The sequence below is a fragment of the Pantoea sp. OVA07A genome (assembly GCF_019969975.1).
GTDB lineage: Bacteria > Pseudomonadota > Gammaproteobacteria > Enterobacterales > Enterobacteriaceae > Pantoea > Pantoea agglomerans.
The window spans coordinates 91,301-115,915 of record NZ_JAHXYM010000001.1 but is presented as its reverse complement, the minus strand read 5'-3'; the positions used below and the strand labels follow the sequence as shown (position 1 = coordinate 115,915).

The following is a 24,615-nucleotide window of genomic DNA, read 5'->3' as shown; positions in this document are numbered from 1 at the left end:
ATAGTATGTTGTAACTACAGGAAGAGCAGAACTTTCACCTATCAGAGCGGGAGCACTCAGCCCCCGCAACAGCGCCAGCCGCGTATCACTCCAGCGGCATTTTAATCGGGTCGTCATAGCGGTACTCAAAACCGAGTTCGCTACAGATGCGGGAACCATCAATCAGCTTGCCGCTATTCTTTTCCGGCTCGGGTGCGAACTGCGGCGGCTGCAGCCCAAGCTGGTGCGTGACCGCAGGATAGAAGGTGTCACGCGAGGGATGTTTCGAGGCACACAGATTGTAGACCCGTCCCCCTTTGGGCGACTGCAATAGCAGCGTGATCGCCTCCACCACATCATCCAGATGCACCAGATTCACGCCCTGCGAGCCATTGGCCACATCCTGCTTGCCGGCGAGGAAGCGTCCCGGATGGCGCTTTGGTCCTACCAGACCGGCCAGCCGCACAATATCTACGCTGGTGCCTGGCAGATCGTGCAGCCAGTTCTCCAGTTTAACCAGCGTCTTTCCGGCCACCGTTTCTGCGTCCAGCGGGCTGTTTTCCCGCTTAGCGCCGGCGCTGCTGCCATAGACTGAGGTGGAACTGGTAAAGATAATGCGCGGTACCTTATAAACCAGCGCCGTATCGACCACATTCTGCACCGCCTGCAGATAGGCTTCGCCACCTTCCGCAGTGCGGCTGGCGGGCAGTGTAACGATCAGCGCATCGACGTTGAATAGCGGCTCAATATCGGCGGCATCACAGAGCAGTTCCGGCGTCAGTTCCAGCTGGAACGCCTCAATGCCGCAGCGGCGTGCCGCGTCTATACCGTCTGGCGTGGTTTTGCTGCCGGTGACCTGCCAGCCTCGCGCCGTTAACGCCGTGGCCAGCGGCATACCCAACCAGCCCAGTCCCACAATCGCGACCTTCTTCATTTTGACTCCTGACGTGAAACATCAACCCTGACTTCACCGTAGTTTGCCCCCTGATTGCAAACCAGAACAACCTGTTTCAGCGCTTTCCGAACCGCCCGTTTAAAAAAGTGTTGCCAAGCGCAGCCATCTTCGCTAGGTTAAACCCCACAAATGAATACTCATTCATCGACGAGATTATTATGACACGCGTTCAGTTCAACCATCATCACCACCATCATCCTGACTAGTCTTTCAGGCGATTGGTGCTGGAAGACTTTCAAGATCTTCCAGTGGTGTGAACGCAAGAGAACCCCCGGAAGATCGTCTTCCGGGGGTTTTTTTATGGGCTGACGTAACCACACATTCAGGACCGAATTAAGAGGACAGGAACCATGTTAGATAACACCCGTTTACGCATAGCTATGCAGAAATCTGGCCGTTTAAGTGATGATTCACGCGAACTGCTGGCGCGCTGCGGCGTTAAAATCAACCTTCAGCAACAGCGCCTGATTGCGTTTGCGGAGAACATGCCGATCGACATCCTGCGCGTGCGCGATGACGATATTCCTGGCCTGGTGATGGATGGTGTGGTCGATTTAGGCATCATCGGCGAGAACGTACTGGAAGAAGAGCTGCTGTCGCGCCGTGCCCAGGGTGAAGATCCGCGCTACTTTACGCTGCGCCGCCTCGACTTCGGCGGTTGCCGTCTGTCACTGGCGATGGCGACAGATGCCGAGTACACCGGCCCGGAATGCCTGGATAAATCCCGTATCGCCACCTCCTATCCGCACCTGTTAAAACAATACCTCGACAAAAAAGGCGTCAGCTTTAAGACCTGTTTACTGAACGGTTCCGTAGAAGTGGCGACCCGTGCCGGTCTGGCTGATGCCATCTGCGACCTGGTCTCTACCGGTGCTACGCTGGAAGCCAATGGCCTGCGCGAAGTTGAAGTGATCTATCGTTCAAAAGCGGTGCTGATCCAGCGTGACGGCGAGATGCCTGCCGCCAAGCAGGAGCTGATCGACAAGATGATGACCCGTATTCAGGGCGTGATTAAAGCGCGTGAATCGAAGTACATCATGCTGCACGCGCCAAGTGAGCGCCTGGAAGAAGTGATCAGCCTGCTGCCTGGCGCAGAGCGCCCGACCGTGCTGCCGCTGGCAGGCGATGTCAGCCGCGTGGCGATGCACATGGTCAGCAGCGAAACCCTGTTCTGGGAAACCATGGAAAAACTGAAAGCGCTGGGTGCCAGTTCGATTCTGGTGCTGCCTATTGAGAAGATGATGGAGTAAGCCATGGCTTTTTCTACCCCGATTGAGTGGCAGCAGTGCACCCCCGAACAGCAGCAGGCGCTGCTGTTACGTCCTGCTATCGCCGCCTCTGAAAACGTGACGCTGACGGTGCGCGATGTGCTGGAGCAGGTAAAGCTGAATGGTGATGACGCCCTGCGCGAATTCAGCGCCCGCTTCGACAAAGCGCAGGTGGATAACCTGCGTGTTACCGCGCAGCAAATCGCAGAAGCCAGCTTACGTCTGAGTGACGAGCTGAAGCAGGCGATGGCTGTCGCGGTGGGCAATATCGAAACCTTCCACAACGCGCAGATCCTGCCGCCGGTGGATGTGGAAACCCAGCCAGGCGTACGCTGCCAGCAGATTACCCGTCCGGTAAAATCGGTCGGACTCTATATTCCTGGTGGTTCCGCCCCGCTCTTCTCCACCGTGCTGATGCTGGCGACCCCGGCCCGTATCGCTGGCTGTGGTCGCGTCGTGCTCTGTTCGCCGCCGCCGATTGCCGATGAGATCCTTTATGCCGCCCAGTTGTGCGGCGTAGAAGAGGTGTTCCAGGTGGGCGGCGCGCAGGCCATTGCCGCGATGGCCTTCGGCACCGAAACCGTGCCGCGCGTGGATAAGATTTTTGGCCCGGGCAACGCCTGGGTGACAGAAGCGAAACGTCAGGTAAGTCAGCGACTCGATGGCGCGGCGATTGATATGCCGGCGGGTCCTTCTGAAGTGCTGGTGATTGCGGATGAAGGCGCCACGCCCGCGTTTGTCGCGTCTGATTTGCTCTCACAGGCAGAGCATGGTCCTGACTCGCAGGTGATTCTGCTGACGCCTTCATTAAAACTGGCCGAGGCGGTCGCGGTCGCGGTTGAGCAGCAGCTGGCGCAGTTGCCGCGGGCTGCCACAGCGCGTCAGGCGCTGGAAAGCAGCCGCCTGATTGTGGCGCGTGACCTTGAGCAGTGTGTCGCGATCTCTAATCTTTACGGCCCGGAGCACCTGATTCTGCAGACCCGCCAGCCGCGCGATCTGGTGGAGTCGATTACCAGCGCCGGTTCGGTATTTTTAGGCGACTGGTCGCCGGAGTCCGCGGGCGATTACGCCTCTGGCACCAATCACGTGTTGCCGACCTACGGTTACACCTCGACCTGTTCCAGCCTGGGCCTGGCCGATTTCCAGAAACGCATGACGGTGCAGGAGCTGACGCCGCAGGGCTTCCTGAACCTGGCCGCCACCATTGAAACCCTGGCCGCCGCCGAGCAGCTGGATGCCCATAAGAATGCCGTCACCCTGCGCGTTGCCGCACTGAAGGAGCAAGCATGAGTCAGGATATTGAGCAGCTGGCGCGCGCCAATGTGCGCGCCCTGACGCCCTATATGTCGGCGCGTCGTCTGGGTGGCAACGGAGATGTCTGGCTCAATGCCAACGAGTTTCCGCTGCCGGTGCCGTTTGAGCTGTCGCAGCAGACGCTGAACCGCTATCCGGAGTGTCAGCCTAAAGTGGTGATTGAGCGCTACGCTGCTTATGCAGGCTTAACGCCGGAGCAGGTGCTGGTGAGCCGTGGCGCGGATGAAGCCATCGAACTGATCATGCGTGCCTTCTGTGAGCCGGGTCAGGATGCGATTCTGTTCTGTCCACCGACCTATGGCATGTACAGCGTCAGCGCCGAAACCATCGGCATTGAATACCGTACCGTTCCGGCCCTGACCGACTGGCAGTTGAACCTGCCTGCCATTGCAGAGCAACTGGATGGCGTCAAAGTGGTTTACCTCTGCAGCCCGAACAACCCGACCGGCAACCTGATCAATCAGGACGACATCCGTCAGCTGCTGGCGATGACCGCCGGTAAAGCGCTGGTAGTCGCAGATGAAGCCTATATTGAGTTCTGCCCGCAGGCGACCCTGACTGGCTGGCTGAAGGATTATCCGCATCTGGTGATCCTGCGTACGCTTTCTAAAGCCTTTGCGCTGGCTGGCCTGCGTTGCGGCTTTGCGCTGGCGAATAAGCCGGTCATCGACCTGCTGATGAAGGTGATCGCACCCTACCCGCTGGCGACACCGGTGGCCGATGTCGCCGGTCAGGCGCTGAGCGACCAGGGAATTGCGCTGATGCGTGAACATGTGGCACAGCTGAATGAGAATCGTAGCTGGCTGCAGGCTGAACTGGCTCAGCTGGCCTGCGTTGAGCAGGTTTTCTCCAGTGAAACCAACTATGTGCTGGCGCGCTTTACCGATTCACCAAAAGTCTTCAAAACCTTATGGGATCAGGGCATTATCCTGCGTGATCAGAACAAAAATCCGGGCCTGTCGGGATGCCTGCGCATCTCCATCGGCACGCGTGAAGAGTGCGAACGAGTGATCGCCGCGCTGCAAGCCTTTTCTGTGGAGCAAGCATGAGCCAGAAGACCCTTTTTATTGACCGCGACGGTACGTTAATCTCTGAGCCGCCTGAAGATTATCAGGTGGACCGCATGGATAAGCTGGCGTTTGAGCCAGATGTTATCCCGGCGCTGCTGGCACTGCAGGCCGCCGGTTATCGCCTGGTCATGATCACTAACCAGGATGGTCTTGGCACCCCGGGTTTCCCGCAGGCCGATTTCGATGGCCCGCACAATCTGATGATGCAGATCCTGACCTCGCAGGGCATTGCGTTTGACGATGTGCTGATCTGCCCGCACATGCCGGACGATCACTGCGACTGTCGCAAGCCGAAAACCCGAATGGTGGAAGCCTGGCTGGCCGAAGGCGCGCTGGATACCGCCAACAGCTACGTGATTGGCGATCGCCTGACCGATGTCCAGCTGGCAGAGAACATGGGCATCCAGCCTATCCGCTACGGTGCTGACGGCCAGAACTGGCAGACTATCCAGCAGCGTCTGACCCAGCGTGACCGCCATGCGCTGGTGCAGCGCAACACCAAAGAGACACAGGTGCGGGTAGAACTGTGGCTGGATCGCGAAGGCGGCAGCAAGATTAATACCGGCGTGGGTTTCTTCGACCACATGCTGGACCAGATCGCCGTACACGGCGGGTTCCGCATGAACATCGAAGTGAAAGGCGATCTCTATATTGACGATCACCACACGGTGGAAGATACCGGTCTGGCACTGGGCGAAGCGCTGCTGAAGGCGCTGGGCGACAAGCGAGGCATTGGCCGTTTCGGCTTTGTGCTGCCGATGGATGAATGTCTGGCGCGCTGCGCGCTGGATATCTCCGGCCGTCCGCACATCGAGTTCAAAGCGGAGTTCAACTATCAGCGCGTGGGCGACCTCAGCACCGAGATGGTCGAGCACTTCTTCAGCTCGCTCTCCTACGCCATGATGAGCACCCTGCATCTTAAAACCAAAGGCAAGAATGACCATCACCGCGTCGAGAGCCTGTTTAAAGCCTTTGGCCGTACGCTGCGTCAGGCGATCCGCGTTGAGGGCAATACGCTGCCAAGCTCGAAGGGAGTGCTGTGATGAACGTGGTGATCATGGATACCGGTTGCGCCAACCTGTCGTCGGTGAAATGGGCGATTGAACGTCTGGGCTACACCCCGGAAGTAAGCCGCGACCCCGATGTGGTGCTGCGTGCCGATAAACTGTTTCTGCCCGGCGTAGGCACCGCGCAGGCGGCAATGAATCAGCTGGAAGAGCGTGACCTGATCGATCTGGTCAAAGCCTGTACCCAGCCGGTGCTGGGGATCTGCCTGGGTATGCAGCTGCTGGGTCGAGGCAGCGATGAAAACGGCGGCGTGCCGACGCTGGGGATTATCGATGAGCCGGTGTCGTTAATGGACACGCACGGCCTGCCGCTGCCACACATGGGCTGGAACCAGATTACCGCGCAGGCGGGCAATCATCTGTTCCGTGGCATCGACGAAGGCTGCTATTTCTACTTCGTCCACAGCTATGCCATGCCGGTCAACGCCAGCACCATCGCACAGTGTCACTACGGTGAAGCTTTCACCGCCGCGGTGCAGAAAGATAACTTCTTTGGCGTCCAGTTCCACCCGGAACGCTCGGGCAAAGCGGGCGCGCAGCTGCTGAAAAACTTCCTGGAGATGTAATGATTATCCCCGCGTTAGATTTAATTGACGGCAAAGTGGTTCGTCTGCATCAGGGCGATTATGGACAGCAGCGCGATTACGGCAGCGATCCGCTGCCACGTCTGCAGGATTACGTTCGCCAGGGCGCGACCGTGCTGCATCTGGTGGATTTAACCGGCGCGAAAGATCCGGCGAAACGCCAGATCGCGCTATTGAAAACCCTGCTGGATGGCGTTGATGTGACGGTGCAGGTCGGTGGCGGCATTCGCAGCCGTGACGATGTTCATGCGCTGCTTGAAGCCGGAGCGAGTCGTGTGGTGGTTGGTTCCACGGCGGTGAAACAGCCTGAAGAGGTAAAACGGTGGTTTGCGGAATTTGGCGCAGAGGCGATTGTGCTTGCGTTAGATGTGCGCATTGATGCCAGTAACCGCAAAGAAGTGGCAATCAGTGGCTGGCAGGAAGCGGCGGGTGTCACGCTGGAAGAGGTGATTACCGACTTTCAGCAGGTGGGCCTGAAGCACGTGCTGTGCACCGACATTTCTCGCGACGGCACCCTGAGCGGCTCCAATGTTGCGCTCTATCAGGAAGTGACGGCGCGCTTTCCGACGATTGCTTTCCAGTCCTCGGGTGGCATTGGCGACCTCAATGATATCGCCGCCCTGCGCGGCAGCGGCGTTCAGGGCGTGATTGTCGGACGTGCGCTGCTGGAAGATAAATTCACTGTTTCGGAGGCGATCGCATGCTGGCAAAACGGATAATTCCCTGCCTGGACGTACGTGACGGCCAGGTGGTCAAAGGCGTACAGTTTCGCAATCACGAAATCATCGGCGACATCGTGCCGCTGGCGCAGCGCTATGCTGCCGAAGGTGCCGACGAGCTGGTGTTCTATGATATCACCGCCTCATCCGATGGCCGGGTCGTCGACAAAAGCTGGGTCTCGCGGGTTGCGGAAGTAATCGATATCCCGTTCTGCGTCGCGGGCGGCATTAAAACCCCGGAAGACGCAGCGCGCATTCTGGAGTTTGGCGCAGATAAGATTTCGATTAACTCGCCGGCGCTGGCCGATCCCACGCTCATTACCCGCCTCGCGGACCGTTTTGGCGTGCAGTGTATTGTGGTCGGGATCGATACCTGGTTTGATGAAGCCAGCGGTAAATATCAGGTGAATCAGTATACCGGCGACGAAGCGCGCACCCGCGTGACACAGTGGGAAACGCTGGAGTGGGTGCAGGAAGTGCAGAAGCTGGGCGCAGGCGAGATCGTGCTGAACATGATGAATCAGGATGGCGTGCGTAACGGCTATGACCTGGTGCAGCTGAAGAAAATGCGTGAAGTCTGCAACGTGCCCCTCATCGCCTCTGGCGGCGCAGGCACCATGCAGCACTTCCTGGATGCGTTTACCGAAGCTAACGTGGATGGTGCTTTAGCCGCCTCGGTATTCCATAAGCAGATTATTAATATTGGTGAGCTGAAGAGCTTTCTGATCGACAACGGAGTGGAGATTCGCGCGTGCTAACTGAACAACAACAGGCCCTTCTCGACTGGGATAAAACACAGGGCATGATGCCGGTCATTGTCCAGCACTTCGTCTCAGGCGAAGTACTGATGCATGGCTACATGAACCCGGCCGCGCTGGAGAAAACACTGGCAGAAAGCAAGGTCACCTTTTTCTCCCGCACCAAAAATCGCTTGTGGACCAAAGGCGAAACCTCCGGCAACTTTTTGCAGGTCGTGAGCATCACGCCTGACTGCGACAATGACACCCTGTTAGTGCTGGCGGATCCTATTGGCCCGACCTGCCATCTGGGCACCACCAGCTGCTTCTCACCGGCGGTCCCTGAGTGGACGTTCCTCTATCAGCTTGAGCAGTTGCTGGCCTCGCGTAAAACCGCCGATCCTGAAAGCTCCTACACCGCACGACTCTACGCCAGCGGCACCAAACGCATCGCGCAGAAAGTGGGTGAAGAAGGCGTTGAAACCGCACTGGCCGCCACGGTCAACGATCGGGATGAACTCACCAACGAAGCTTCTGACCTGGTCTATCACCTGATGGTGCTGTTGCAGGATCAGGATCTCGACTTCCGCGCCGTGATCAACAACCTGCGCGACCGCCATAAGTAACTGTGCAATATGCTGCTCAGAATTTCGTTTTTTATGCGGATTCTGAGCAGTCTTCTGCTCATTCCTCACGTCCATCCGGCACAATGACGGCAACTCAAACCTCAGGGAGAGAACCGTGACCACCCATGAGAAATTAATCGCCCTGCTCGACCAGCACCAGGCACGCTATCGCCTGATGGAGCATGAGGCGACCGGTAAATGTGAAGCGGTCGCGGCGATACGCGGCACCAAAATCGGCCAGGGTGCTAAAGCGCTGGTCTGTCATGTGAAAGGCAACGGCGTTAAACAGCATGTACTGGCGGTTTTACCTGCCGATCATCAGGCCGATCTGGGCAAAGTCGCGGCCGCGGTCGGAGGAAGACGCGCCTCACTCGCCAGTCCGGCGGAAACCGATCAGCTGACCGGCTGCGTATTCGGGGCGATACCACCGTTCAGCTTTCATCCCGACCTCAGACTGATTGTTGACCCCGCGCTGTTTGAACGTTATCCGGAGATCGCGTTTAACGCCGGTCTGCTGGAATGCTCAGTGATCCTGAATACCGAAGATTATCGCGCGTTATGCGCGGCTGACGTGGTGAAGATTACGCAGTAATTGCCATCCCGGCAGCCCGGCGATACTCTGCATAATCACTCATCACGACAGAATAAGAGCAAAATCATGAACATTTTTACTCAACGCCTGCGTCAGACGCTGGCTGTGGCGGTTATGGCAGGCTGCGCTTTTGGCGCGCAGGCAAAAATCGAACAGGTGCGTTTCGCGGTCGATCCGACCTATCCGCCCTTCGAATCGAAAACGCCACAGGGCAAGCTGGTCGGCTTTGATATTGATCTGGGCAATGCGCTTTGTACTCAGATGCAGGCAAAATGTGTCTGGGTTGAAAGCCAGTTTGACGGCATGATCCCGGCCCTTAAAGCGCGTAAATTTGATGCCATTCTGTCCGACATGGGCATTACCGAAGAGCGCCTGAAGCAGATTGATTTCACCGCGCCGCTCTATGATACCCACACTCAGCTGATTGCCCGTAAAGGTGCTGGCATACTGCCTGACGTTGAATCCCTGAAAGGAAAAACGGTCGGCGTAGAACAGGGAACGGTTCAGGAGCGCTATGCGCTGGCGAAATGGCAGCCTCACGGTGTGACCGTGGTGCCTTATGGCGATCAGGCACAGGTTGAAAGCGATCTGGTTTCAGGCCGACTGGATGCGGTATTCACTGATGCGGCACAGGCTGCCATCGGCTTCCTGAAGCATCCGCAGGGCAAAGATTTTGAACTGGCTGGCCCGATTATACAGGATCCGATCATCGGCCCCGGCACGGCGATTGGCCTGCGTAAAGGCGATACCGAGCTGAAAACCGCACTGGATAACGCCTTCGTCGAAATCAAAAAGAATGGCACCTTTGACCAGATTCAGAAGCGCTACTTCGCCACGGATATCTCTATCCAGCCTTAACCTCGCGGTCGCCCTTTTTCATCCTCACCGCGATCCGGCACTATACTCTAACTATTTCGGGACGGCGCGCTGTCGTCCTTTGCCGATTAAAGGACATTAACACGGTATGCATCAACAACATCATCCACTGTTAAGCGCCTCTTTAGGCACCCAGCGTGAAATCATCAGTTTCCATTTCGCGGAAGACAACGAGCGTCAGGTCTACATTCAGGCTGCGCTGCATGGCGACGAACTGCCCGGTATGGCGGTGGCGTGGTTTTTAAAGCAGCGACTACAGGCGCTGGAGTCCGCCGGTCAACTTAAAGCCGCCTTTACCCTGGTGCCGGTTGCTAATCCCCTGGCGCTGGGACAGCACTGGCATGGTACCCATCTGGGCCGATTCCATACGCTCTCTGGCCAGGACTTCAACCGCCGTTTCCCGTCACTGGGCGCAACCCTGGCGGCCGGGCTGGCTGAGAGTCTGACCCAGAGTGAAACGCAGAATAAAAGCCTGATCCGCGAGGCGATTGATCGTCACTATCGTGATACCGTGCCAAAAACCGAGCTGGATGCGCAACGCCACACGCTGATGCGGATGGCCAGCCAGGCCGATCTGATGATTGATCTGCACTGTGACTGGGAAGCCGTGCCACACCTGTACACCACGCCGCACGCCTGGCCGGACATTGAGCCACTGGCGCGCTGGTTAGGCAGCGAGGTGCAGCTGCTGGCGCAGATCTCTGGCGGTGAACCGTTTGATGAAGCCTGTTGCGAACCCTGGCTGACGCTGGCGGAACGGTTTGGCAAAGATTATCCGATGCCACGGGGATTGCTGCCGGTGACGCTGGAGTTGCGCGGTGTACGTGATGTGTCGCCTGAACAGGCGGAGAAAGATGCGGAGGCGATTATTTCGGCGCTGCAGGAAGGGGGTTATATCGGCTACAGCGAGCCTGCGATTTCCGTGGAAGTGGCGGCGCCCGTGATTGGTGGCGACGAACTGGTCCCGGCGAGCGCGGGCGGTGACGATATCGTGGCTATCAATGACGGCCCGATTGGTTTAAACGTGCCAGATATCGCTGAAGCACCTGGAGAAGCTGGCGTCATCAAAGAGCGTCACAGCGAAGGATCGGCGGCGGCCTCCCCTGCCCTGAAAAATCCACCTACGCCGTTAGCGGGCTGTGAATATATTCATTCGCCGGTATCCGGACTGATCCTGCATCGTAAACCGCTGGGCGCAAAGATTCGGCCGGGAGAAGTGGTGGCGGAGATTGTTGACCCGATAACTGACCAGATTACGCCGCTGGTGACGGAACATGGCGGTATTCTCTATGCGAGACACTGGGCTAAGTTTGCGACGGCAGGCATGCTGGTTGTGAGGCTGGCAGGTGAGCGAGAGATTCGGAGCGGGGATTTGCTGGTAGGGTAATTAAGGCTGTTTGCAATATGCACAAGATACATAAGGAATGAACAGTGACATTCCAGGCACGTAACCTGTCACAATAAAACCAGTCTATAAAAGCCAAGGTGGTGTAAATATACACCACCTTTTTTTTTCACACTACGTACTTATCATTCAAAGCACCAGGCAATTTTACAACCGTAGTAATTGCATCCGTTAAAGCCTCAAATGAAGTAATTTCTCCGGGTTCCAGCACAATTATGTCACCGGTAGTCCATTTTTTTCCACACATAATAACTTCACCTTCTACAATGCAAGTTATTTCTGTGGCAATTTTATGATAATGTTCTTTTTCAAAAGAGCCTTTTTGGTATCTTTTAACTGCCACTTCACAGGCATCACTTGAAAAAGCAGAAGGCTGGAAACCACCAACAAACCAGCCTGCAGTCATTTTATCCAGTTCAAAGCTTTTCACAGGTCACCCTTATTAGAATCAAATTGGGTTTGAGTTTTCAGAGGATGATAAAAACTTTTATCAATCTCTTTAACACCTATTGTTTTTCCTAAAAGGATAAGTTCATTAAATGAAGGGCAGATGTAAAAATGCTCATTTACGCGTGCATCTTTACGAATCATATTCATTACTGAGTTTGAAAAGTCACGGGTTTTACTGAACCAGTAAACCCCTGCAGTAGCATTTCGGCTGATTGGATTTTTTTCAGAAGCTTCAACAACGCATTTCTGATCATCCAGCAGTACATACGAATATCTTGGATGAACGGAATCAAAAATCACAGTGCCAGCATCATAATTTTTAGATTTCATCTCAGTTGTAAATTCCTGATAGTCGATATCTAAATACTGATTAGCACTAACAATTAACAAAGGTTCTTCCTGCTCTAACCCGACCACGCCCAATAGTGCGGTGCATGCAGCTCCTGCAGTATTTTCAGGCACAGGGAAAGATTCGAAATTTCCATTACTCAGAAGCTGAACGATATTGTTTAAATGATGCTTTTTAATATGTTTATCCTGAAAGAGGAAAACAGTTTTGCCAGAGTTAAATGCGAGTTTTTCAGAAATCTTCTGTAGCAGCGGAACACCATTAAACTCAGTAAGACAAAGTGGATAACCTTTGTCTGCACTGTCTGTGTAGCTTTCTCCAGCAGCGAGTACAATTACATTCACTTTAATTCTCCACTAACAGAGTCGATATAAGCCTTAATGTTGCGATAAGTGACATCGCTGACATCATGTACAACCAGCACATTTGCGCCTGCTGCAGTAGCAGATTTGATACCGTTCTCATTATCTTCGACGACAACACACTCTTCGGGTTTCAAACCTAACAGACCAATTGCTTTCGTGTAGATCTCCGGGTCAGGCTTCCCTTTTTTTACATCTTCATTAGAAAGCATAACTTCCAGATACTGACTCAGTGAAGCCTTTTCCATCATCGTTGTGACGGTATTTTTTATGGAGTTTGATGCAACAGCTAAGAGGAGCCCTTCAGACTTCAATCGTGATAAAGCATATTCATGAATAAAAAGAGGCTTACACTTAGTGTGCACGATTTCCATTGTGTAATGCTGCTTCATCTCATTAATGAAAGCATGTAATTCGCGCGGTAGGGAATACTCGGCAGAAAGAATATTTAACTTATCTTTAGTGGGCAATCCATCAAATTTAGTTAAGTGATCATATCGGTTGATGTTGTACCCAAAGAGATTTAACGCTTTATTGAGAGCTTCGTAATGCCATTCTTTGGCTTCAATCAATACACCATCCATGTCGAAAATAACAGCCTTAATCATTTTGACTCCTTAAAAAAAGCAATAGCTTCTTCTGGAAAATCCGTGCAAAGAATGACTTTATCGCAAACATTAAGACCTGAAACTAAGAGCATATTCCAGAGATCTTTATAATTATCTCGTTTATGTAACTCAGGACTGACGATGCAAACTTTCTTACCATCATTTAATATGTCTTTAATGTACTTTTCATCATACCAGACAGATTTAAATGCATCCAGCCATACACCGTGACATGAATCATATAATGAAATAACCGGTTCATATTCACTAGCGCGGGAAAAGAATGGGATTTTGCCATTTTTGGCGTAAGCTATCTGGTCGGGAACTGACATATCAAAAACAAATGCATTTCGAATATTAAACTTTTCAATAAGCTGGCTTAACTTATCAGTTAACCCGTCTGATTTAATATTAAGGGCGAGCGAAAAATCTTTATCACCTACTAACTGAAAGAAATCTGCAACAGTCATTTCATTGCCAGTGGGAATATCATGTGATATCACCAACTGACCATTAAAATCTCTCACATCAGTTTCAGTGCCTAAACCAAGTTCAAAAGAACGATTGAAGGCTTGCAGAATATTTTTTTCGCTAGCAGATTTCCAGTACCCACGATGGCTAATAATCTCCATTTTAAATCCCCGCAGTTGCTTTCTTAGACAATTCCAGTGATTTAAAAAGATCTAAATCGGCTGGAATACCCAGACCATACATGCCATCTGCTTCAGAGCCAACATTAAATACGCCTATAGTCGAACCACTCTCAATCAAATAGTTATAAACTGGCGCAACATAAAACTCGTTATTTACACGCTCGTTTTTATTAATCATTTCTTCAGCGGATTTAACGAACTCACAACCTTTTTTAAAGTTGTAAATTCCAACGGTAGCTTCATCAGAAATAACTTCTTTCTCAACAACTTTATTTACCTTACCACTAGCGTCAAATCCTACAAAAGACCACTTTGCGTCGTCAGCTTTCATAGTCATGATCAACCCGTCATAGTTATGAGCTGTCATAGAGTTGAGATAGTCATCAATTGAGCAGTCAACATATTGATCGCTATTGGCAATCATTAGCGGGTCATCTGAATTGATATGATCTTTCGCTAATAACACCGTACAGGCAGCACCTTCAGTGAGTCCATCTGTGGTAACTATTTCACAAGTAGGCTCCCAACTTTTCAAAAGTGCAGAAAGCTGATAGCGTTGCTCATGTTCTTTTTGAATAATAAAAATAAACTTATGAGGCTGCTTTGGCTTCAGATTGTTAATAACAATATTGACCATTGGTACGCCATGTACTTTTATCAATGGCTTTGGATCTGAGTAACCAGCTTTAGCAAAACGACTTCCAGCACCAGCCATAGGAATTACAATGTTAAGCATATCATTCTCACTTGATTAATTTGAGCAACTTTAAGAATCGCACAGCTTTATTAGTTTCAATTACGTCTAAAGCTCGTTTTAATTCTTCCTTCTCAGTAATCACAGAGTCCACTTTTAGTTTCAACGACTCAACTTCTTGTGATAACGAAGAGACGACTTCATTTAAGTTTAGAATATGTTGTTCAGGGTTTTCCAGTTTATGAGATGGGGCATGCCAAAAGTGCTTGCCGTCATAGAAATGGAAATTCAGCAGATTTAACTTTTCCTCAATCTCTTTATAATCCAGACCATTTTTTACAAAAAAGACGTTGAACTCGTTTGCAGCTGGGTCGTTGGGTTTTACCGCATAAACACTGAAACCACTCTCTTTCAGGAACTCTAAAGCGGACATTAAGTCTTCACTGGTATTATCATACAGTGACTTTGAAAGTACAGAGGGTACTTCTAACATACCCGCCTGAATTCGGTTCAAATAAGACCCCGATGATTTTAATACTGCAAGATCAAGTCCCTGGACATCAATTTTTATGAAAGCGACGTTATTAAAACTAATTTCATCAAGAATTTTTTCAAGTGGCTTTGCGTGGACTACAACACTTTTTGAATGATGCAGGTCATTCCGATCTTTCCAGTATTCATCATGCGTTATATTATCCTGAGAAAAAGGGAGCAAACTGGAGGTCCCATGGTCACCCAGTTCGGAGACATAAAACTGAAAATCCCCTTCTTCTTCATTTACCGCACAATTAATAACTTTGTGATTTTCTAAACCATTGTTCGTAGCATTTTCATTTAACTGCGCAGCTAAATTTGGTTCAGCTTCAATAGCATAGACATTATAAGTTGGATTTCTTTCAGCTATTTCTAAGGAGAAACCACCAAAGTTTGCACCAACATCGATGATAATATCATTTTGCTTCATTATACTAACCCTTTAACTTCCGTTTGATTTTTCTTAAAAAAGCAACTGGATCTCGATACAATTGCAGCAGATTTCGGTAAATAAAACTCTTATGGTTATAATGATTAGTTGTTCCAGACGAGAACTGATCTATATTACGATAAAAATTGGTTATATCCGGAGTGATGAAATCTGCAATTATTTCCTTTCTAAGTTGCAGAACTTTTGTTATGCATCTGCTATTAAGACGAGGTACATAATCCTTTGCCATGAGTCTTTGAGATAACTCCACGTCCTCAGCCATATTCCAGGTACCAAGGTCATTAAATAGATTCTCAAGCAAAATATCCCTTTTGGCTATAACCAGACCTCCCGGAACATACATATAAGGAGAGTAATCACCATAAGATAACAAATAGTTAGCTGTTAATTTTTGATCCGATGCTTGCGACACCCAATCAGGAACTCGTTCACCTGTTTCACTAAGAACCTGTTTAACAACGCAGACGTCAAAGTCATGCTTGATTCTATCAAAGCTCTTAATGAAATTATCATCAAGCTGATATCTGTTATGAGCAATACAGATGTTTTCGTATTTAGCTTTCTTGATAATCTTATTTTTCTTTCTGGAAATATTCGCATATTTCTCGGTATGTTCATCACTGCTGATTACGCAGTGATCGAAATTGATCTCGAAAGAAGGTGCAGGTCCGCATATAATTAGCTCGATTTCTGAATTATATTTTATCTGTTTTTCAACACTTCGCACATAGGATTCAAGGTGATTTTCATTTTTACCATCCCAGACAATGCCAAAACTCCAGGAACGATTACTGGAATAGGCTCTCCTTGATGCTTTGAAGTTGAGTATGTAAATGCCTGCAACATCACTGTTTTCAAGAGAAAGCAGCTCAACAGTACCATTAGAAAGATGATGAATTTGTTTATAGAACTTTGGTACCGAAAAAGTGCTCGATAGCGTATTAAACTTTATTACGAACTCAGACTCACTGTCGCTCAGTTTAAATAACTCATCAAGAATAAAAGGCCATTTAGGAAAATCTGAAATACAAGCTTCTGTGAAATTTATTACTTTGTATTTATGATAATGTTCAGATGACAAACGTGTATCTGGGGTATTAATGAAATCGAGACTGACATTCACATAATCAGCAGGGGCGTCAGGCCCCAGCCATATTGCGTTATATTTATCGATCACTGAATTTTTTCCTCATCGCTAAAAACATGTTTAATGTCCAATGAGAAATCCTGCCAGCTTCTTAACTTATGTTTATTCTCTTCAATGATATTTAATCTCTGCTGATAATATTCATCATCAATCATAAGTTTTTTAAATTCATTGTAATATTCTTTATAATTCGGATATTCAACAGCAACAGTCATACCATATCCAGCTTCTTTAAGAGAAGAGGTATCAAAGTGCAGGCAAGGTTTGCCAAGTGACAGCGATTCACCTAGTGGCAGGCCCCAACCCTCATAATGTGAAGGGAATACAGTGAATCGGCAATTCTTATACAGTTCGGCGATCTCAGCATCCGAGGCGTCATGCAAAACGATAACACTGCCATAGACATGGCCAGAATAGGTGAGCTGTTTAGCTAACTCTTCAGTATCCCATAACCATTTACCAGCAATTACCAACTTCTGGTTTGCATACTCCGGACTGTTGAAGAACTTAATCCAGGTAAGAATAAGATTTACGTGGTTTTTTCGTGATTCAATAGAACCTACACAAAAAGCATATTGTTCATTCTGTAGTTTTCTGACGCGCAAAGGATATTCAAAATCGGGATCTGTTTTTACTTTAGCGGAAGCCAGAGGTAATTTATGAGATAAATGTACGACATCAATATCCGGAGCCGTAATGCCATGGCCTGAACAGTAGGTAACCAGGTCCATTTTACAACTGTTAGAGTTAACAATGATCTTGTCAGCATGCTCAAGGACAAAAGGAATATATTTCTTGAACATTGCCTTAAGCTCGTCAGGAACGTAAGGTGAGACAATTGGAATCATGTCGTAAACCATAAAGACTTTACGTACTCCGTGCCATTTTGTTTCCATGAGCGTCTGATATTTATCCTGAAAATTCCAGACACCTCCAAACAGAGCAACCGATGCACCATCGGTAAAGTTTTCTATTTCAGAAATGGATAAACCCGGATATAAGCTTATTCTGTTTCTTAAGTATTTAATAACCGCAGCATGGCTAATTTTTTTAACGCTAGGTATTTTAGAAAAAATGAAATAAGAATCACTAACTGCTTTCTTTTTTCTACCAAGCGTGCGTAATTTCTCAAAGTATTTATCAAGGTTACCACTACTTTTTGAAATATAAATATCAGCGTAGATCCACAGGTTTACAAACGGTGTGAGATCATTAATTTTTATGTTTTCTAATCCGCTTACTTTATATGTTCTTCCTGTAATGGGACTCATGAAAAATATTGTATAATCCCCATCCAGACCACGCAGGCCTTCAAGAACTACGCGCTGAATACCGCTCACCTTAGTAGAAAATTTTGAGTGATTAATAATGTCAGTAATATCATAATAAATCATAATCTATCCTTAATTAACAGAAATTGTTGGTTCAATATTAAAAATCCCAGCCCATTTGTTTATTTCTGGGTTATCGATTACCTGAAATGAGATTATCCTTTCGGTTAATGATATTACTGTATCAAAAAGTCCATCTCCATGCCCGCCTGATTCAATTCCCATTGCTAACGTATATTCACCAGGCGTAAGGTTATTTTTAAATGAAAATAGTATACGATCGAACTTCTTATTTTCCAGATCACTTTTTTGACAGTACGTATTTGTCTCGTACAGTACTTGCCCTAACCTGTCCTGCATGCGAAAACCAACATGTGGGTCGGAATACTCACTTAAACCTGAACAGGAGATTTCAAATGAATAGTTTTTTCCAACTTCCATGCAATTGACTGGCTCATTTGAATCATTCAGTATTTTAACATCTTTTACGAATTTGTTTATTTTAACGAACCGTTGCTGTATATGGCTCTCTTCTTTTACCACTGCTTTACTATTATTTAAATATCCATAATATCTTTCAACAACTTCTACTGTTTTACCAATATACTGGCACCGGCCAGAAGCGAGTAGTACCGCTTTATCACAGATTTTATGCAGTGCAGAAAAGTCATGAGTGACAAACAGAATACTGGTGCCCTGATTTTTAAATTTTTCTATTCTTTCGATACATTTTTGCTGAAAGTAAATATCACCAACTGACAAAGCTTCATCAATGATAAGCAAATCAGGCCTGATAATAGTCGCCACGCTAAATGCCAGTCTGACCTGCATCCCGCTCGAATAGACCCTGACTGGCTGATCAATATAGGGACCAATCTCAGCAAACTCTTCAATCTCAGGCATCAACCTTGATATTTCCTCAACAGTAATGCCTAATAGCTGACCAGCCATATAAGCATTTTGTCTGCCTGTAAATTCCGGATGAAAGCCCATCCCCAGTTCGAGCATGGCGGCCACACGACCGTTTATTTTTACTGAGCCCGTGGTTGGTTTTGTCGTGCCGGTAATCATTTTCAACAAGGTACTTTTACCAGCACCATTTACGCCGATTATTCCCAGTGATTCTCCGGGTTCAACTGTAAAATTAATATCCTGAATAATCCATTTTACACTGTGTCTTGGACCCGAGAACGGAATCATCCATTCAATTAATCTGCCAAGCTTGCTGTTGTATCGTTTATAAGCCTTACTTAAATTTTCAATTACTAATCGAGACATTATAATTCATCCACCATGTCGCCCGAATGTTTAACAAAAAGCCTCATACCAAGTACACAGAGCACTAAACCGAGAGCCAAAGGGTAAATCATGTCAGGCCAATGTGGCCATTGATGCTGAACTAACACTCTCTGAAAAGAGGTAATAATCCCCAGCATTGGGTTGAACTTAATAATATTTTGAAATTGTGCTGGCAGAATTGCAGGAGAGTAAACTATGGGCGTCAGCCAAAACCAAAACTGCAATATAATCGAAAATAACATCCCTACGTCTCGGAAAAAAACGTTCATTACACCTAATGTGACTCCAAGACCAATCGCGAAAATCACAAGGACTAAGGTTAAGGGGACTATTGACAGGAAAACCAACCCGGGGAATTCATTCGTCAAAATTAAGAAAACAGTAAATAACGTAAACACAATCAGAAAATTCAAAAGCCCATTAATTATTACGATTATAGGGAGGCATATTCTCGGAAAACTAATTTTCTTTATTAAGTTTGCTTGCTCAATAAAAACATTCTGACCCCTGGCGATTATTTCTGAGAAAAGCCCCCATGTAAGTATTCCTGCGCACAGATAAATGCTGTAGGCAAAAGTATCGGAGACACCGGGCAGCTTGGCTTTCATCACCTGGGAAAATATTACTGTATAAACTGTGATCATTGCGAGTGGATTTAAAACATTCCAGGCGGCACCAAGAATAGAGTTTTGATACTTTACCTGAAACTCTCTTTTGACATTCCCTAGTATAAATCCTCTATATCGCCATATAGTCCGAGCCATACCAACCATCAATCTAATCCTCAATAAACGAAAGCACACCCTAAGATGTGCTTTTTTTATATCACAATATAATGTCAGAAATTAATCTAACCACTCGGTGTGGAACACACCGTCTTTATCAATGCGCTTGTAGGTATGCGCACCGAAGTAGTCACGCTGCGCCTGAATCAGGTTAGCAGGGAGCACTTCTGAACGGTAGCTGTCGTAGTAAGCGATCGCCGCAGAGAAGGTTGGCGTCGGGATACCGTTCTGAATCGCGTAGGAAACCACATCACGCAATGCCTGCTGATACTGATCGGCGATATCTTTGAAGTACGGTGCCAGCAACAGGTTAGCGATGCCTGCATCTTCTGCATATGCATCAGTAATTTTCTGCAGGAACTGGGCACGGATGATGCAGCCGGCGCGGAAAATCTTCGCGATTTCACCGTAATGCAGATCCCAGTTGTTCTCTTCAGACGCGGCACGCAGCTGTGAGAAGCCCTGAGCATAAGAGACGATTTTACCCAGATACAGAGCGCGACGAACTTTCTCGATGAATTCCGCTTTGTCACCGGTGAAGGCCTTCGCCTGTGGACCGCTCAGTACTTTAGAGGCTGCCACACGCTGGGTTTTCAGCGAGGAGAGGTAACGAGCGAATACAGATTCAGTGATCAGTGACAGAGGTTCGCCGAGATCCAGTGAACTCTGGCTGGTCCATTTACCGGTACCTTTGTTCGCTGCTTCATCCAGAATCACATCAACCAGGTATTTACCTTCTTCGTCTTTCTTGGTGAAGATATCTTTGGTGATGTCGATCAGGTAGCTGCTCAGTTCGCCGTTGTTCCACTCAGTGAAGGTCTCAGCCAGCTCTTCGTTGTTCAGACCCAGCGCGCCTTTCAGCAGAGCATAGGCTTCAGCGATTAGCTGCATGTCGCCATACTCGATGCCGTTGTGAACCATCTTCACGTAGTGGCCCGCGCCGTCCGGACCGATGTAAGCCACACAGGCTTCACCATCTTCTGCACGTGCAGCAATTTTATCCAGAATCGGTGCAACCAGTTCGTAGGCTTCTTTCTGACCGCCAGGCATGATAGATGGGCCTTTCAGTGCGCCCTCTTCACCACCGGAGACACCGGTACCGATGAAGTTGAAGCCCTGGTCAGAAAGCTCTTTGTTACGACGGATAGTATCTTTATAGAAGGTGTTACCGCCATCGATCAGGATGTCGCCTTTATCCAGGTGTGGAGTCAGGGAGGCGATAGTCTTATCGGTCGCTTCACCCGCCTGAACCATCAGCAGGATACGACGAGGTTTTTCCAGCGATTCGACAAACTCTTCAACGGTGTAAAAAGGAGCAAGTTTCTTGCCCTGGTTCTCGGCGATGACTTCATCAGTCTTTTCGCGTGAACGGTTAAAGATAGAAACAGTGTAACCGCGGCTCTCAATGTTAAGAGCCAAATTGCGGCCCATTACTGCCATACCTACAACGCCGATCTGTTGCTTGGACATTACATACTCCTGTCTGTGGTCTCGCATGGTGTTACCCGTAACACCACTTTGTAAGTGATCAGTATGTTAACTCAGGATAGCGGATTAAAGGTAATGAATGGTGCGGTCGCGCAGATGAAATTATCTGAAAATAAATCACACACTTAACAAGGATTTATAAAGCCTGGTATAGCTTTGAATCATTCTATCTGCTGTGAAAAGGGCTTCAAAGCGTGCCAGCGCCGCAGCACCATAGGTCGTTGCCAGCTCGGGGTTCTGCCAGATTTCATCCATCGCCCGTCGTAATGCTGCGGGATCAGATGGGGGGACGACTAATCCTGTGACCCTATCAATATTGATAAAGGTAGTTCCCGTTCCGATCTCGCTGGAGATTAGTGGTTTTGAATAAAGAGCACCTTCCAGCAAAGAGATTCCGAAAGCTTCTGAACGTAAATGAGACGGGAAAACCAGGCAGGTACATAACTGTAGCAAGGCAGATTTTTCGCTGTCTTCAAGCGCACCCAGGAAATAAATATTGTTCACGCCTAACTGCTGCGCCTGCGATTTCAGCTCAGCCTCGATGGGACCTGCACCAACCACAACGATTGGATAATGGCTGTTCTTTGCCGCCTCGATTAAGATATGCAGGCCTTTATAATAACGAAACGTTCCAATAAAGAGAAAGAAGCCATCCGGAAATCTTACCTGCCATTTTTGCAGAACGGCAGGATCGTTATTTTGATAAAACTGTTTATCAAGACCGTAAGGAATAACTTCAACTTTATCTTTGAACTGCTGCAGGACCGGGCTACTTTCAACATAGTTTGGCGACGCGGCAACGATGCGGTCTACACTGGAGAGAAAGCGGTTCATCAACGGCGTATAGAGCCTTAACAGCACCTTCTGCTTAACAATATCAGAATGATAACTCACTACTGATGGCTTTTTGATGCCAGCGGCAAAATGCATAAAGTCCATAAAGGGATACGGGAAGTGATAATGGATGATATCCGCATCCTGAGCCAGTTCTCTGAACTCTTTTATGGCTGAATAAGAAAATGGCGTCGAGGCAAACTCACACTGCGTTTTTACCCGATAAATATGATGATTATCCAGTGATTGTTTTTTGTTTTCGAAATACGGACTATGGGTAAAAACAACAGATTCAATTTCTTCCTTAATACCACCTTCGGAAAGCTGATAGATTACCTGCTCAATGCCACCGAAAGTATCAGGGTAATAAGTTTTATAACAGTGTAAAACTTTAATCATATATATTTTGCGACCTGCTCATAAGCTTCAATGGTTTTATCGGCACACAGTGACCATGAAAATTCGCGGGCACGCGCTAATCCCGTATCAATCATACGGCGCTTTTCATCAGCGTTTTCAATCATCATATGGATGTAATTTGTCAAAGCATGAACGTCCTGAGGTTCATGCATTAATGCTGCATCTCCAGCGACTTCCGGAAGTGATGTTGCATTTGAGCAGATCACGGGCGTTCCTGATGCCATCGCTTCAAGAACCGGCAAGCCGAAACCTTCATAGATTGAAGGGAAAACAAAGCTCGTTGCAGCACTGAATAAAAACGGCAGATCTTTACCGGGTACAAAACCTAAATATTTTAGCCACCCTTCTCTCTCGCCCTTGTCAAAGAGTTTAAAGAGTTGCTCATTTTCCCAACCCTTATAACCACTAATAACTAACGGGAAAGCAGATTTTTCCTGAGCGGGCAGACGATCATACGCCTGAAGCAATGTCAGGATATTCTTTCTTGGTTCAATCGTGCCAGTATATAGAAAGAAACGTCGCCACTTAAGATTGTATTTTTCAAGGACATGTTGTGTTTCCGCTTCATCCCGGGGATGAAAATGTTCATTACAGGCCAGAGGAGCTACGGCAATTTTATGATCTTCAATACCAAAAAAATCAATTAACTCATTCTTTGTGTAATAAGAGTCAGTAATCAACATCGATGCACGAGAAACGGTATTCCTTAACTCTTTCTGCATCAGATGAACACGGCCAGCCGGGTGAAATTGCGGCCAGTGGAATACTGACAGATCATGGAAAGTTGCGACACAGTGGTTCACACGAGGAGGTAAGTAATAGTTCGGGCTATGAAATATATGATTCTTATAATTCCTCAAAGCCATCATTTTCATAACAGGAAAAGTCAGGCGGTATATTTCACTTACTGTTTTGCTTCTTTGTAACTTACGCTTTATAGATTGAACCGATTGAGCAGACTCACTCGCGACTGCTAGTGAGTCGCGAGTCTTAGTGCCATGAAGAAACGTCAGCGCGACGTTATCTCTTTCCTGAAGCTGTTTAGCAAGCTCAAACGCATAACGGCCAATACCGGTTAAAGGATATTTAATACAGTCCGTAGAATAAACGACGTTTATTGCTTTGCTTCCAGCATCCATTTCAGGGTATCTCTAAGAGGAATTTTAGACGAAGTCTCACCGACTAAGCTACTAAGCAACGTGATATCGCCACAAAGCTCTTTAATTTCATTAGGCCGCACAAAGTCAGGATTAACTTCAATCTTAATATCATGGCCTGTCAGGGATTGGCAGAGATCAACGACTTCCCTTAATGAGTGCATTTTGCCTGAAGCGACATTGACTGTCTGACCAAAAGATCGTGAATGCAGTAACGCGGAATAACTTTTAACGACGTCGCGCACATCCGAAAAATCACGCCATACATCTATATTGCCCAGCTCAATGACTTCTTTCCTCTCACGAAAATGTTTGACGATTTTCGGGATCAGGAAATTTTCTGCCTGACCGGCGCCAGTGTAATTGAATGGCCGGGTAATAATAATCGGCAATTTTTCATAAAACAGACTGGTCATATACTCCATTGCCAGCTTGCTTACCGCATAGTCATTTGCAGGTCTGGCAGGAACCGACTCTGCTAATTTTCCCGGTGTGTTATTACCGTAAACATTAGCACTGCTGGCGATCAAAACTGCATCCGGCATTTTTGCTGATTCGCTAAGAGCCTGTAACAGATTACGCGTACCGCAAAGGTTTACACTATAGAACGCATTCGGGTCGGCATGACCAACAAAAGCGATGGCTGCAAGATGAACAACGACGTCAGGCTGAATACTGTCCACAGCATTTTTTACCTGTGCTGCATTCGTAAGATCAACCTGAAAATAGCGTGAGGAATTCTGGGCGGGAGTTGAACCGAAACCATAAACTTCATATCCGGCAGCGGATAAATCCGCTGCCATATATTGGCCGGTAAAGCCCTTGATCCCAGTGATCAATGCTTTTTTGCCATTAGTCATA

The 24,615-nt window shown here is 48.3% G+C and carries 27 protein-coding genes and 1 other annotated feature; of the genes, 12 read left to right on the top strand and 15 right to left on the bottom strand.

What is annotated here, in order from left to right; translation table 11 throughout:
- Window positions 1-85 precede the first annotated feature (85 nt).
- Window positions 86-913 (bottom strand): SDR family oxidoreductase, encoded by an 828-nt coding sequence (locus tag LC417_RS00490; RefSeq protein WP_033788300.1) that lies wholly within the window; start codon window positions 911-913, stop codon window positions 86-88.
- A gap of 179 nt (window positions 914-1,092) precedes the next feature.
- On the opposite strand from LC417_RS00490, the gene hisL reads away from it, so the two are divergent.
- From hisL to LC417_RS00430, 12 genes are all read left to right on the top strand, one after another.
- On the top strand, window positions 1,093-1,140 hold the full coding sequence (gene hisL / locus LC417_RS00485) for a his operon leader peptide (RefSeq protein WP_100396937.1): 48 nt from the start codon (window positions 1,093-1,095) through the stop codon (window positions 1,138-1,140).
- Window positions 1,116-1,236, top strand: a sequence feature (His leader region). Its footprint overlaps the gene before it by 25 nt.
- Before the next feature lie 48 nt (window positions 1,237-1,284).
- Window positions 1,285-2,184: an ATP phosphoribosyltransferase gene (gene hisG / locus LC417_RS00480; RefSeq protein WP_004571317.1), complete on the top strand. Its 900-nt coding sequence runs from the start codon at window positions 1,285-1,287 to the stop codon at window positions 2,182-2,184.
- Window positions 2,185-2,187: 3 nt separating this feature from the next.
- Window positions 2,188-3,492, top strand: a complete 1,305-nt coding sequence (hisD, locus tag LC417_RS00475) for a histidinol dehydrogenase (protein ID WP_115758973.1) — start codon at window positions 2,188-2,190, stop codon at window positions 3,490-3,492.
- The gene (gene hisC, locus LC417_RS00470) at window positions 3,489-4,565 is read left to right on the top strand and encodes a histidinol-phosphate transaminase (RefSeq protein WP_022625006.1); all 1,077 of its coding nucleotides are present in this window, start codon (window positions 3,489-3,491) and stop codon (window positions 4,563-4,565) included. Before hisD ends, hisC begins: the two co-directional genes overlap by 4 nt.
- On the top strand, window positions 4,562-5,629 hold the full coding sequence (hisB, locus tag LC417_RS00465; protein ID WP_010670960.1) for a bifunctional histidinol-phosphatase/imidazoleglycerol-phosphate dehydratase HisB: 1,068 nt from the start codon (window positions 4,562-4,564) through the stop codon (window positions 5,627-5,629). The genes hisC and hisB overlap by 4 nt, the downstream gene beginning before the upstream one ends.
- Window positions 5,629-6,219, top strand: coding sequence for an imidazole glycerol phosphate synthase subunit HisH (gene hisH, locus LC417_RS00460; protein ID WP_008926061.1), 591 nt, complete (start codon window positions 5,629-5,631; stop codon window positions 6,217-6,219). The genes hisB and hisH overlap by 1 nt, the downstream gene beginning before the upstream one ends.
- Window positions 6,219-6,956: a 1-(5-phosphoribosyl)-5-[(5-phosphoribosylamino)methylideneamino]imidazole-4-carboxamide isomerase gene (gene hisA / locus LC417_RS00455; RefSeq protein ID WP_031591331.1), complete on the top strand. Its 738-nt coding sequence runs from the start codon at window positions 6,219-6,221 to the stop codon at window positions 6,954-6,956. Before hisH ends, hisA begins: the two co-directional genes overlap by 1 nt.
- Window positions 6,938-7,714 carry an imidazole glycerol phosphate synthase subunit HisF gene (hisF, locus tag LC417_RS00450; protein ID WP_010670962.1) on the top strand — a complete coding sequence of 259 codons (777 nt, stop codon included), beginning with the start codon at window positions 6,938-6,940 and terminating at the stop codon, window positions 7,712-7,714. Before hisA ends, hisF begins: the two co-directional genes overlap by 19 nt.
- Window positions 7,708-8,319 carry a bifunctional phosphoribosyl-AMP cyclohydrolase/phosphoribosyl-ATP diphosphatase HisIE gene (hisIE, locus tag LC417_RS00445; protein ID WP_010670963.1) on the top strand — a complete coding sequence of 204 codons (612 nt, stop codon included), beginning with the start codon at window positions 7,708-7,710 and terminating at the stop codon, window positions 8,317-8,319. Before hisF ends, hisIE begins: the two co-directional genes overlap by 7 nt.
- 115 nt (window positions 8,320-8,434) lie before the next feature.
- Window positions 8,435-8,911 carry a YbaK/prolyl-tRNA synthetase associated domain-containing protein gene (locus LC417_RS00440; RefSeq protein ID WP_223565326.1) on the top strand — a complete coding sequence of 159 codons (477 nt, stop codon included), beginning with the start codon at window positions 8,435-8,437 and terminating at the stop codon, window positions 8,909-8,911.
- Between the two features lie 66 nt (window positions 8,912-8,977).
- Window positions 8,978-9,769 (top strand): ABC transporter substrate-binding protein, encoded by a 792-nt coding sequence (locus LC417_RS00435; protein WP_061703778.1) that lies wholly within the window; start codon window positions 8,978-8,980, stop codon window positions 9,767-9,769.
- 106 nt (window positions 9,770-9,875) lie between these two features.
- The gene (locus LC417_RS00430) at window positions 9,876-11,174 is read left to right on the top strand and encodes a succinylglutamate desuccinylase/aspartoacylase family protein (protein WP_033758378.1); all 1,299 of its coding nucleotides are present in this window, start codon (window positions 9,876-9,878) and stop codon (window positions 11,172-11,174) included.
- A 127-nt stretch (window positions 11,175-11,301) separates the two neighbouring features.
- Here LC417_RS00430 and LC417_RS00425 read toward each other — a convergent pair whose 3' ends face one another.
- From LC417_RS00425 to LC417_RS00355, 14 genes are all read right to left on the bottom strand, one after another.
- Window positions 11,302-11,622, bottom strand: coding sequence for a hypothetical protein (locus LC417_RS00425; RefSeq protein WP_223565325.1), 321 nt, complete (start codon window positions 11,620-11,622; stop codon window positions 11,302-11,304).
- A complete protein-coding gene (locus LC417_RS00420) occupies window positions 11,619-12,335 on the bottom strand; it encodes a glycosyltransferase family 2 protein (RefSeq protein ID WP_223565324.1) in 717 nt (238 codons plus the stop codon). Before LC417_RS00420 ends, LC417_RS00425 begins: the two co-directional genes overlap by 4 nt.
- Entirely contained in the window at window positions 12,332-12,961 is a 630-nt protein-coding gene (locus LC417_RS00415) for an HAD family phosphatase (protein ID WP_064690210.1), read from the bottom strand. The genes LC417_RS00420 and LC417_RS00415 overlap by 4 nt, the downstream gene beginning before the upstream one ends.
- Window positions 12,958-13,593, bottom strand: coding sequence for a phosphodiesterase (locus LC417_RS00410; RefSeq protein ID WP_223565323.1), 636 nt, complete (start codon window positions 13,591-13,593; stop codon window positions 12,958-12,960). The genes LC417_RS00415 and LC417_RS00410 overlap by 4 nt, the downstream gene beginning before the upstream one ends.
- 1 nt (window position 13,594) lies before the next feature.
- Window positions 13,595-14,350 (bottom strand): glycosyltransferase family 2 protein, encoded by a 756-nt coding sequence (locus LC417_RS00405; RefSeq protein WP_223565322.1) that lies wholly within the window; start codon window positions 14,348-14,350, stop codon window positions 13,595-13,597.
- A 7-nt stretch (window positions 14,351-14,357) separates the two neighbouring features.
- The gene (locus LC417_RS00400) at window positions 14,358-15,272 is read right to left on the bottom strand and encodes an FkbM family methyltransferase (protein WP_223565321.1); all 915 of its coding nucleotides are present in this window, start codon (window positions 15,270-15,272) and stop codon (window positions 14,358-14,360) included.
- A gap of 4 nt (window positions 15,273-15,276) precedes the next feature.
- The gene (locus LC417_RS00395; protein ID WP_223565320.1) at window positions 15,277-16,470 is read right to left on the bottom strand and encodes a hypothetical protein; all 1,194 of its coding nucleotides are present in this window, start codon (window positions 16,468-16,470) and stop codon (window positions 15,277-15,279) included.
- Window positions 16,467-17,834, bottom strand: a complete 1,368-nt coding sequence (locus LC417_RS00390) for a glycosyltransferase (protein ID WP_223565319.1) — start codon at window positions 17,832-17,834, stop codon at window positions 16,467-16,469. The genes LC417_RS00395 and LC417_RS00390 overlap by 4 nt, the downstream gene beginning before the upstream one ends.
- Before the next feature lie 9 nt (window positions 17,835-17,843).
- On the bottom strand, window positions 17,844-19,049 hold the full coding sequence (locus LC417_RS22475) for an ABC transporter ATP-binding protein (RefSeq protein ID WP_304622681.1): 1,206 nt from the start codon (window positions 19,047-19,049) through the stop codon (window positions 17,844-17,846).
- Window positions 19,049-19,843 carry an ABC transporter permease gene (locus LC417_RS00375; RefSeq protein ID WP_374197794.1) on the bottom strand — a complete coding sequence of 265 codons (795 nt, stop codon included), beginning with the start codon at window positions 19,841-19,843 and terminating at the stop codon, window positions 19,049-19,051. Before LC417_RS00375 ends, LC417_RS22475 begins: the two co-directional genes overlap by 1 nt.
- Before the next feature lie 72 nt (window positions 19,844-19,915).
- The gene (gene gndA, locus LC417_RS00370) at window positions 19,916-21,325 is read right to left on the bottom strand and encodes an NADP-dependent phosphogluconate dehydrogenase (protein WP_010248093.1); all 1,410 of its coding nucleotides are present in this window, start codon (window positions 21,323-21,325) and stop codon (window positions 19,916-19,918) included.
- Window positions 21,326-21,460: 135 nt separating this feature from the next.
- Window positions 21,461-22,576, bottom strand: a complete 1,116-nt coding sequence (locus LC417_RS00365; protein ID WP_255601820.1) for a glycosyltransferase family 4 protein — start codon at window positions 22,574-22,576, stop codon at window positions 21,461-21,463.
- Window positions 22,573-23,736: a glycosyltransferase family 1 protein gene (locus LC417_RS00360; protein WP_223565318.1), complete on the bottom strand. Its 1,164-nt coding sequence runs from the start codon at window positions 23,734-23,736 to the stop codon at window positions 22,573-22,575. Before LC417_RS00360 ends, LC417_RS00365 begins: the two co-directional genes overlap by 4 nt.
- Entirely contained in the window at window positions 23,712-24,614 is a 903-nt protein-coding gene (locus LC417_RS00355) for a GDP-mannose 4,6-dehydratase (RefSeq protein WP_223565317.1), read from the bottom strand. Before LC417_RS00355 ends, LC417_RS00360 begins: the two co-directional genes overlap by 25 nt.
- Between the last annotated feature and the right edge of the window lies 1 nt (window position 24,615).

Bases quoted from the DNA above. Each gene is read 5' to 3' on its own strand.
- LC417_RS00490 (WP_033788300.1), bottom strand. From the start codon at position 913: ATGAAGAAGGTCGCGATTGTGGGACTGGGCTGGTTGGGTATGCCGCTG.
- hisG (WP_004571317.1), top strand. From the start codon at position 1,285: ATGTTAGATAACACCCGTTTACGCATAGCTATGCAGAAATCTGGCCGT.
- hisD (WP_115758973.1), top strand. From the start codon at position 2,188: ATGGCTTTTTCTACCCCGATTGAGTGGCAGCAGTGCACCCCCGAACAG.
- hisC (WP_022625006.1), top strand. From the start codon at position 3,489: ATGAGTCAGGATATTGAGCAGCTGGCGCGCGCCAATGTGCGCGCCCTG.
- hisB (WP_010670960.1), top strand. From the start codon at position 4,562: ATGAGCCAGAAGACCCTTTTTATTGACCGCGACGGTACGTTAATCTCT.
- hisH (WP_008926061.1), top strand. From the start codon at position 5,629: ATGAACGTGGTGATCATGGATACCGGTTGCGCCAACCTGTCGTCGGTG.
- hisA (WP_031591331.1), top strand. From the start codon at position 6,219: ATGATTATCCCCGCGTTAGATTTAATTGACGGCAAAGTGGTTCGTCTG.
- hisF (WP_010670962.1), top strand. From the start codon at position 6,938: ATGCTGGCAAAACGGATAATTCCCTGCCTGGACGTACGTGACGGCCAG.
- LC417_RS00435 (WP_061703778.1), top strand. From the start codon at position 8,978: ATGAACATTTTTACTCAACGCCTGCGTCAGACGCTGGCTGTGGCGGTT.
- LC417_RS00430 (WP_033758378.1), top strand. From the start codon at position 9,876: ATGCATCAACAACATCATCCACTGTTAAGCGCCTCTTTAGGCACCCAG.
- LC417_RS00415 (WP_064690210.1), bottom strand. From the start codon at position 12,961: ATGATTAAGGCTGTTATTTTCGACATGGATGGTGTATTGATTGAAGCC.
- LC417_RS00410 (WP_223565323.1), bottom strand. From the start codon at position 13,593: ATGGAGATTATTAGCCATCGTGGGTACTGGAAATCTGCTAGCGAAAAA.
- LC417_RS00405 (WP_223565322.1), bottom strand. From the start codon at position 14,350: ATGCTTAACATTGTAATTCCTATGGCTGGTGCTGGAAGTCGTTTTGCT.
- LC417_RS00400 (WP_223565321.1), bottom strand. From the start codon at position 15,272: ATGAAGCAAAATGATATTATCATCGATGTTGGTGCAAACTTTGGTGGT.
- LC417_RS00390 (WP_223565319.1), bottom strand. From the start codon at position 17,834: ATGATTTATTATGATATTACTGACATTATTAATCACTCAAAATTTTCT.
- LC417_RS22475 (WP_304622681.1), bottom strand. From the start codon at position 19,049: ATGTCTCGATTAGTAATTGAAAATTTAAGTAAGGCTTATAAACGATAC.
- LC417_RS00375 (WP_374197794.1), bottom strand. From the start codon at position 19,843: ATGGTTGGTATGGCTCGGACTATATGGCGATATAGAGGATTTATACTA.
- gndA (WP_010248093.1), bottom strand. From the start codon at position 21,325: ATGTCCAAGCAACAGATCGGCGTTGTAGGTATGGCAGTAATGGGCCGC.
- LC417_RS00365 (WP_255601820.1), bottom strand. From the start codon at position 22,576: ATGATTAAAGTTTTACACTGTTATAAAACTTATTACCCTGATACTTTC.
- LC417_RS00360 (WP_223565318.1), bottom strand. From the start codon at position 23,736: ATGGATGCTGGAAGCAAAGCAATAAACGTCGTTTATTCTACGGACTGT.
- LC417_RS00355 (WP_223565317.1), bottom strand. From the start codon at position 24,614: ATGACTAATGGCAAAAAAGCATTGATCACTGGGATCAAGGGCTTTACC.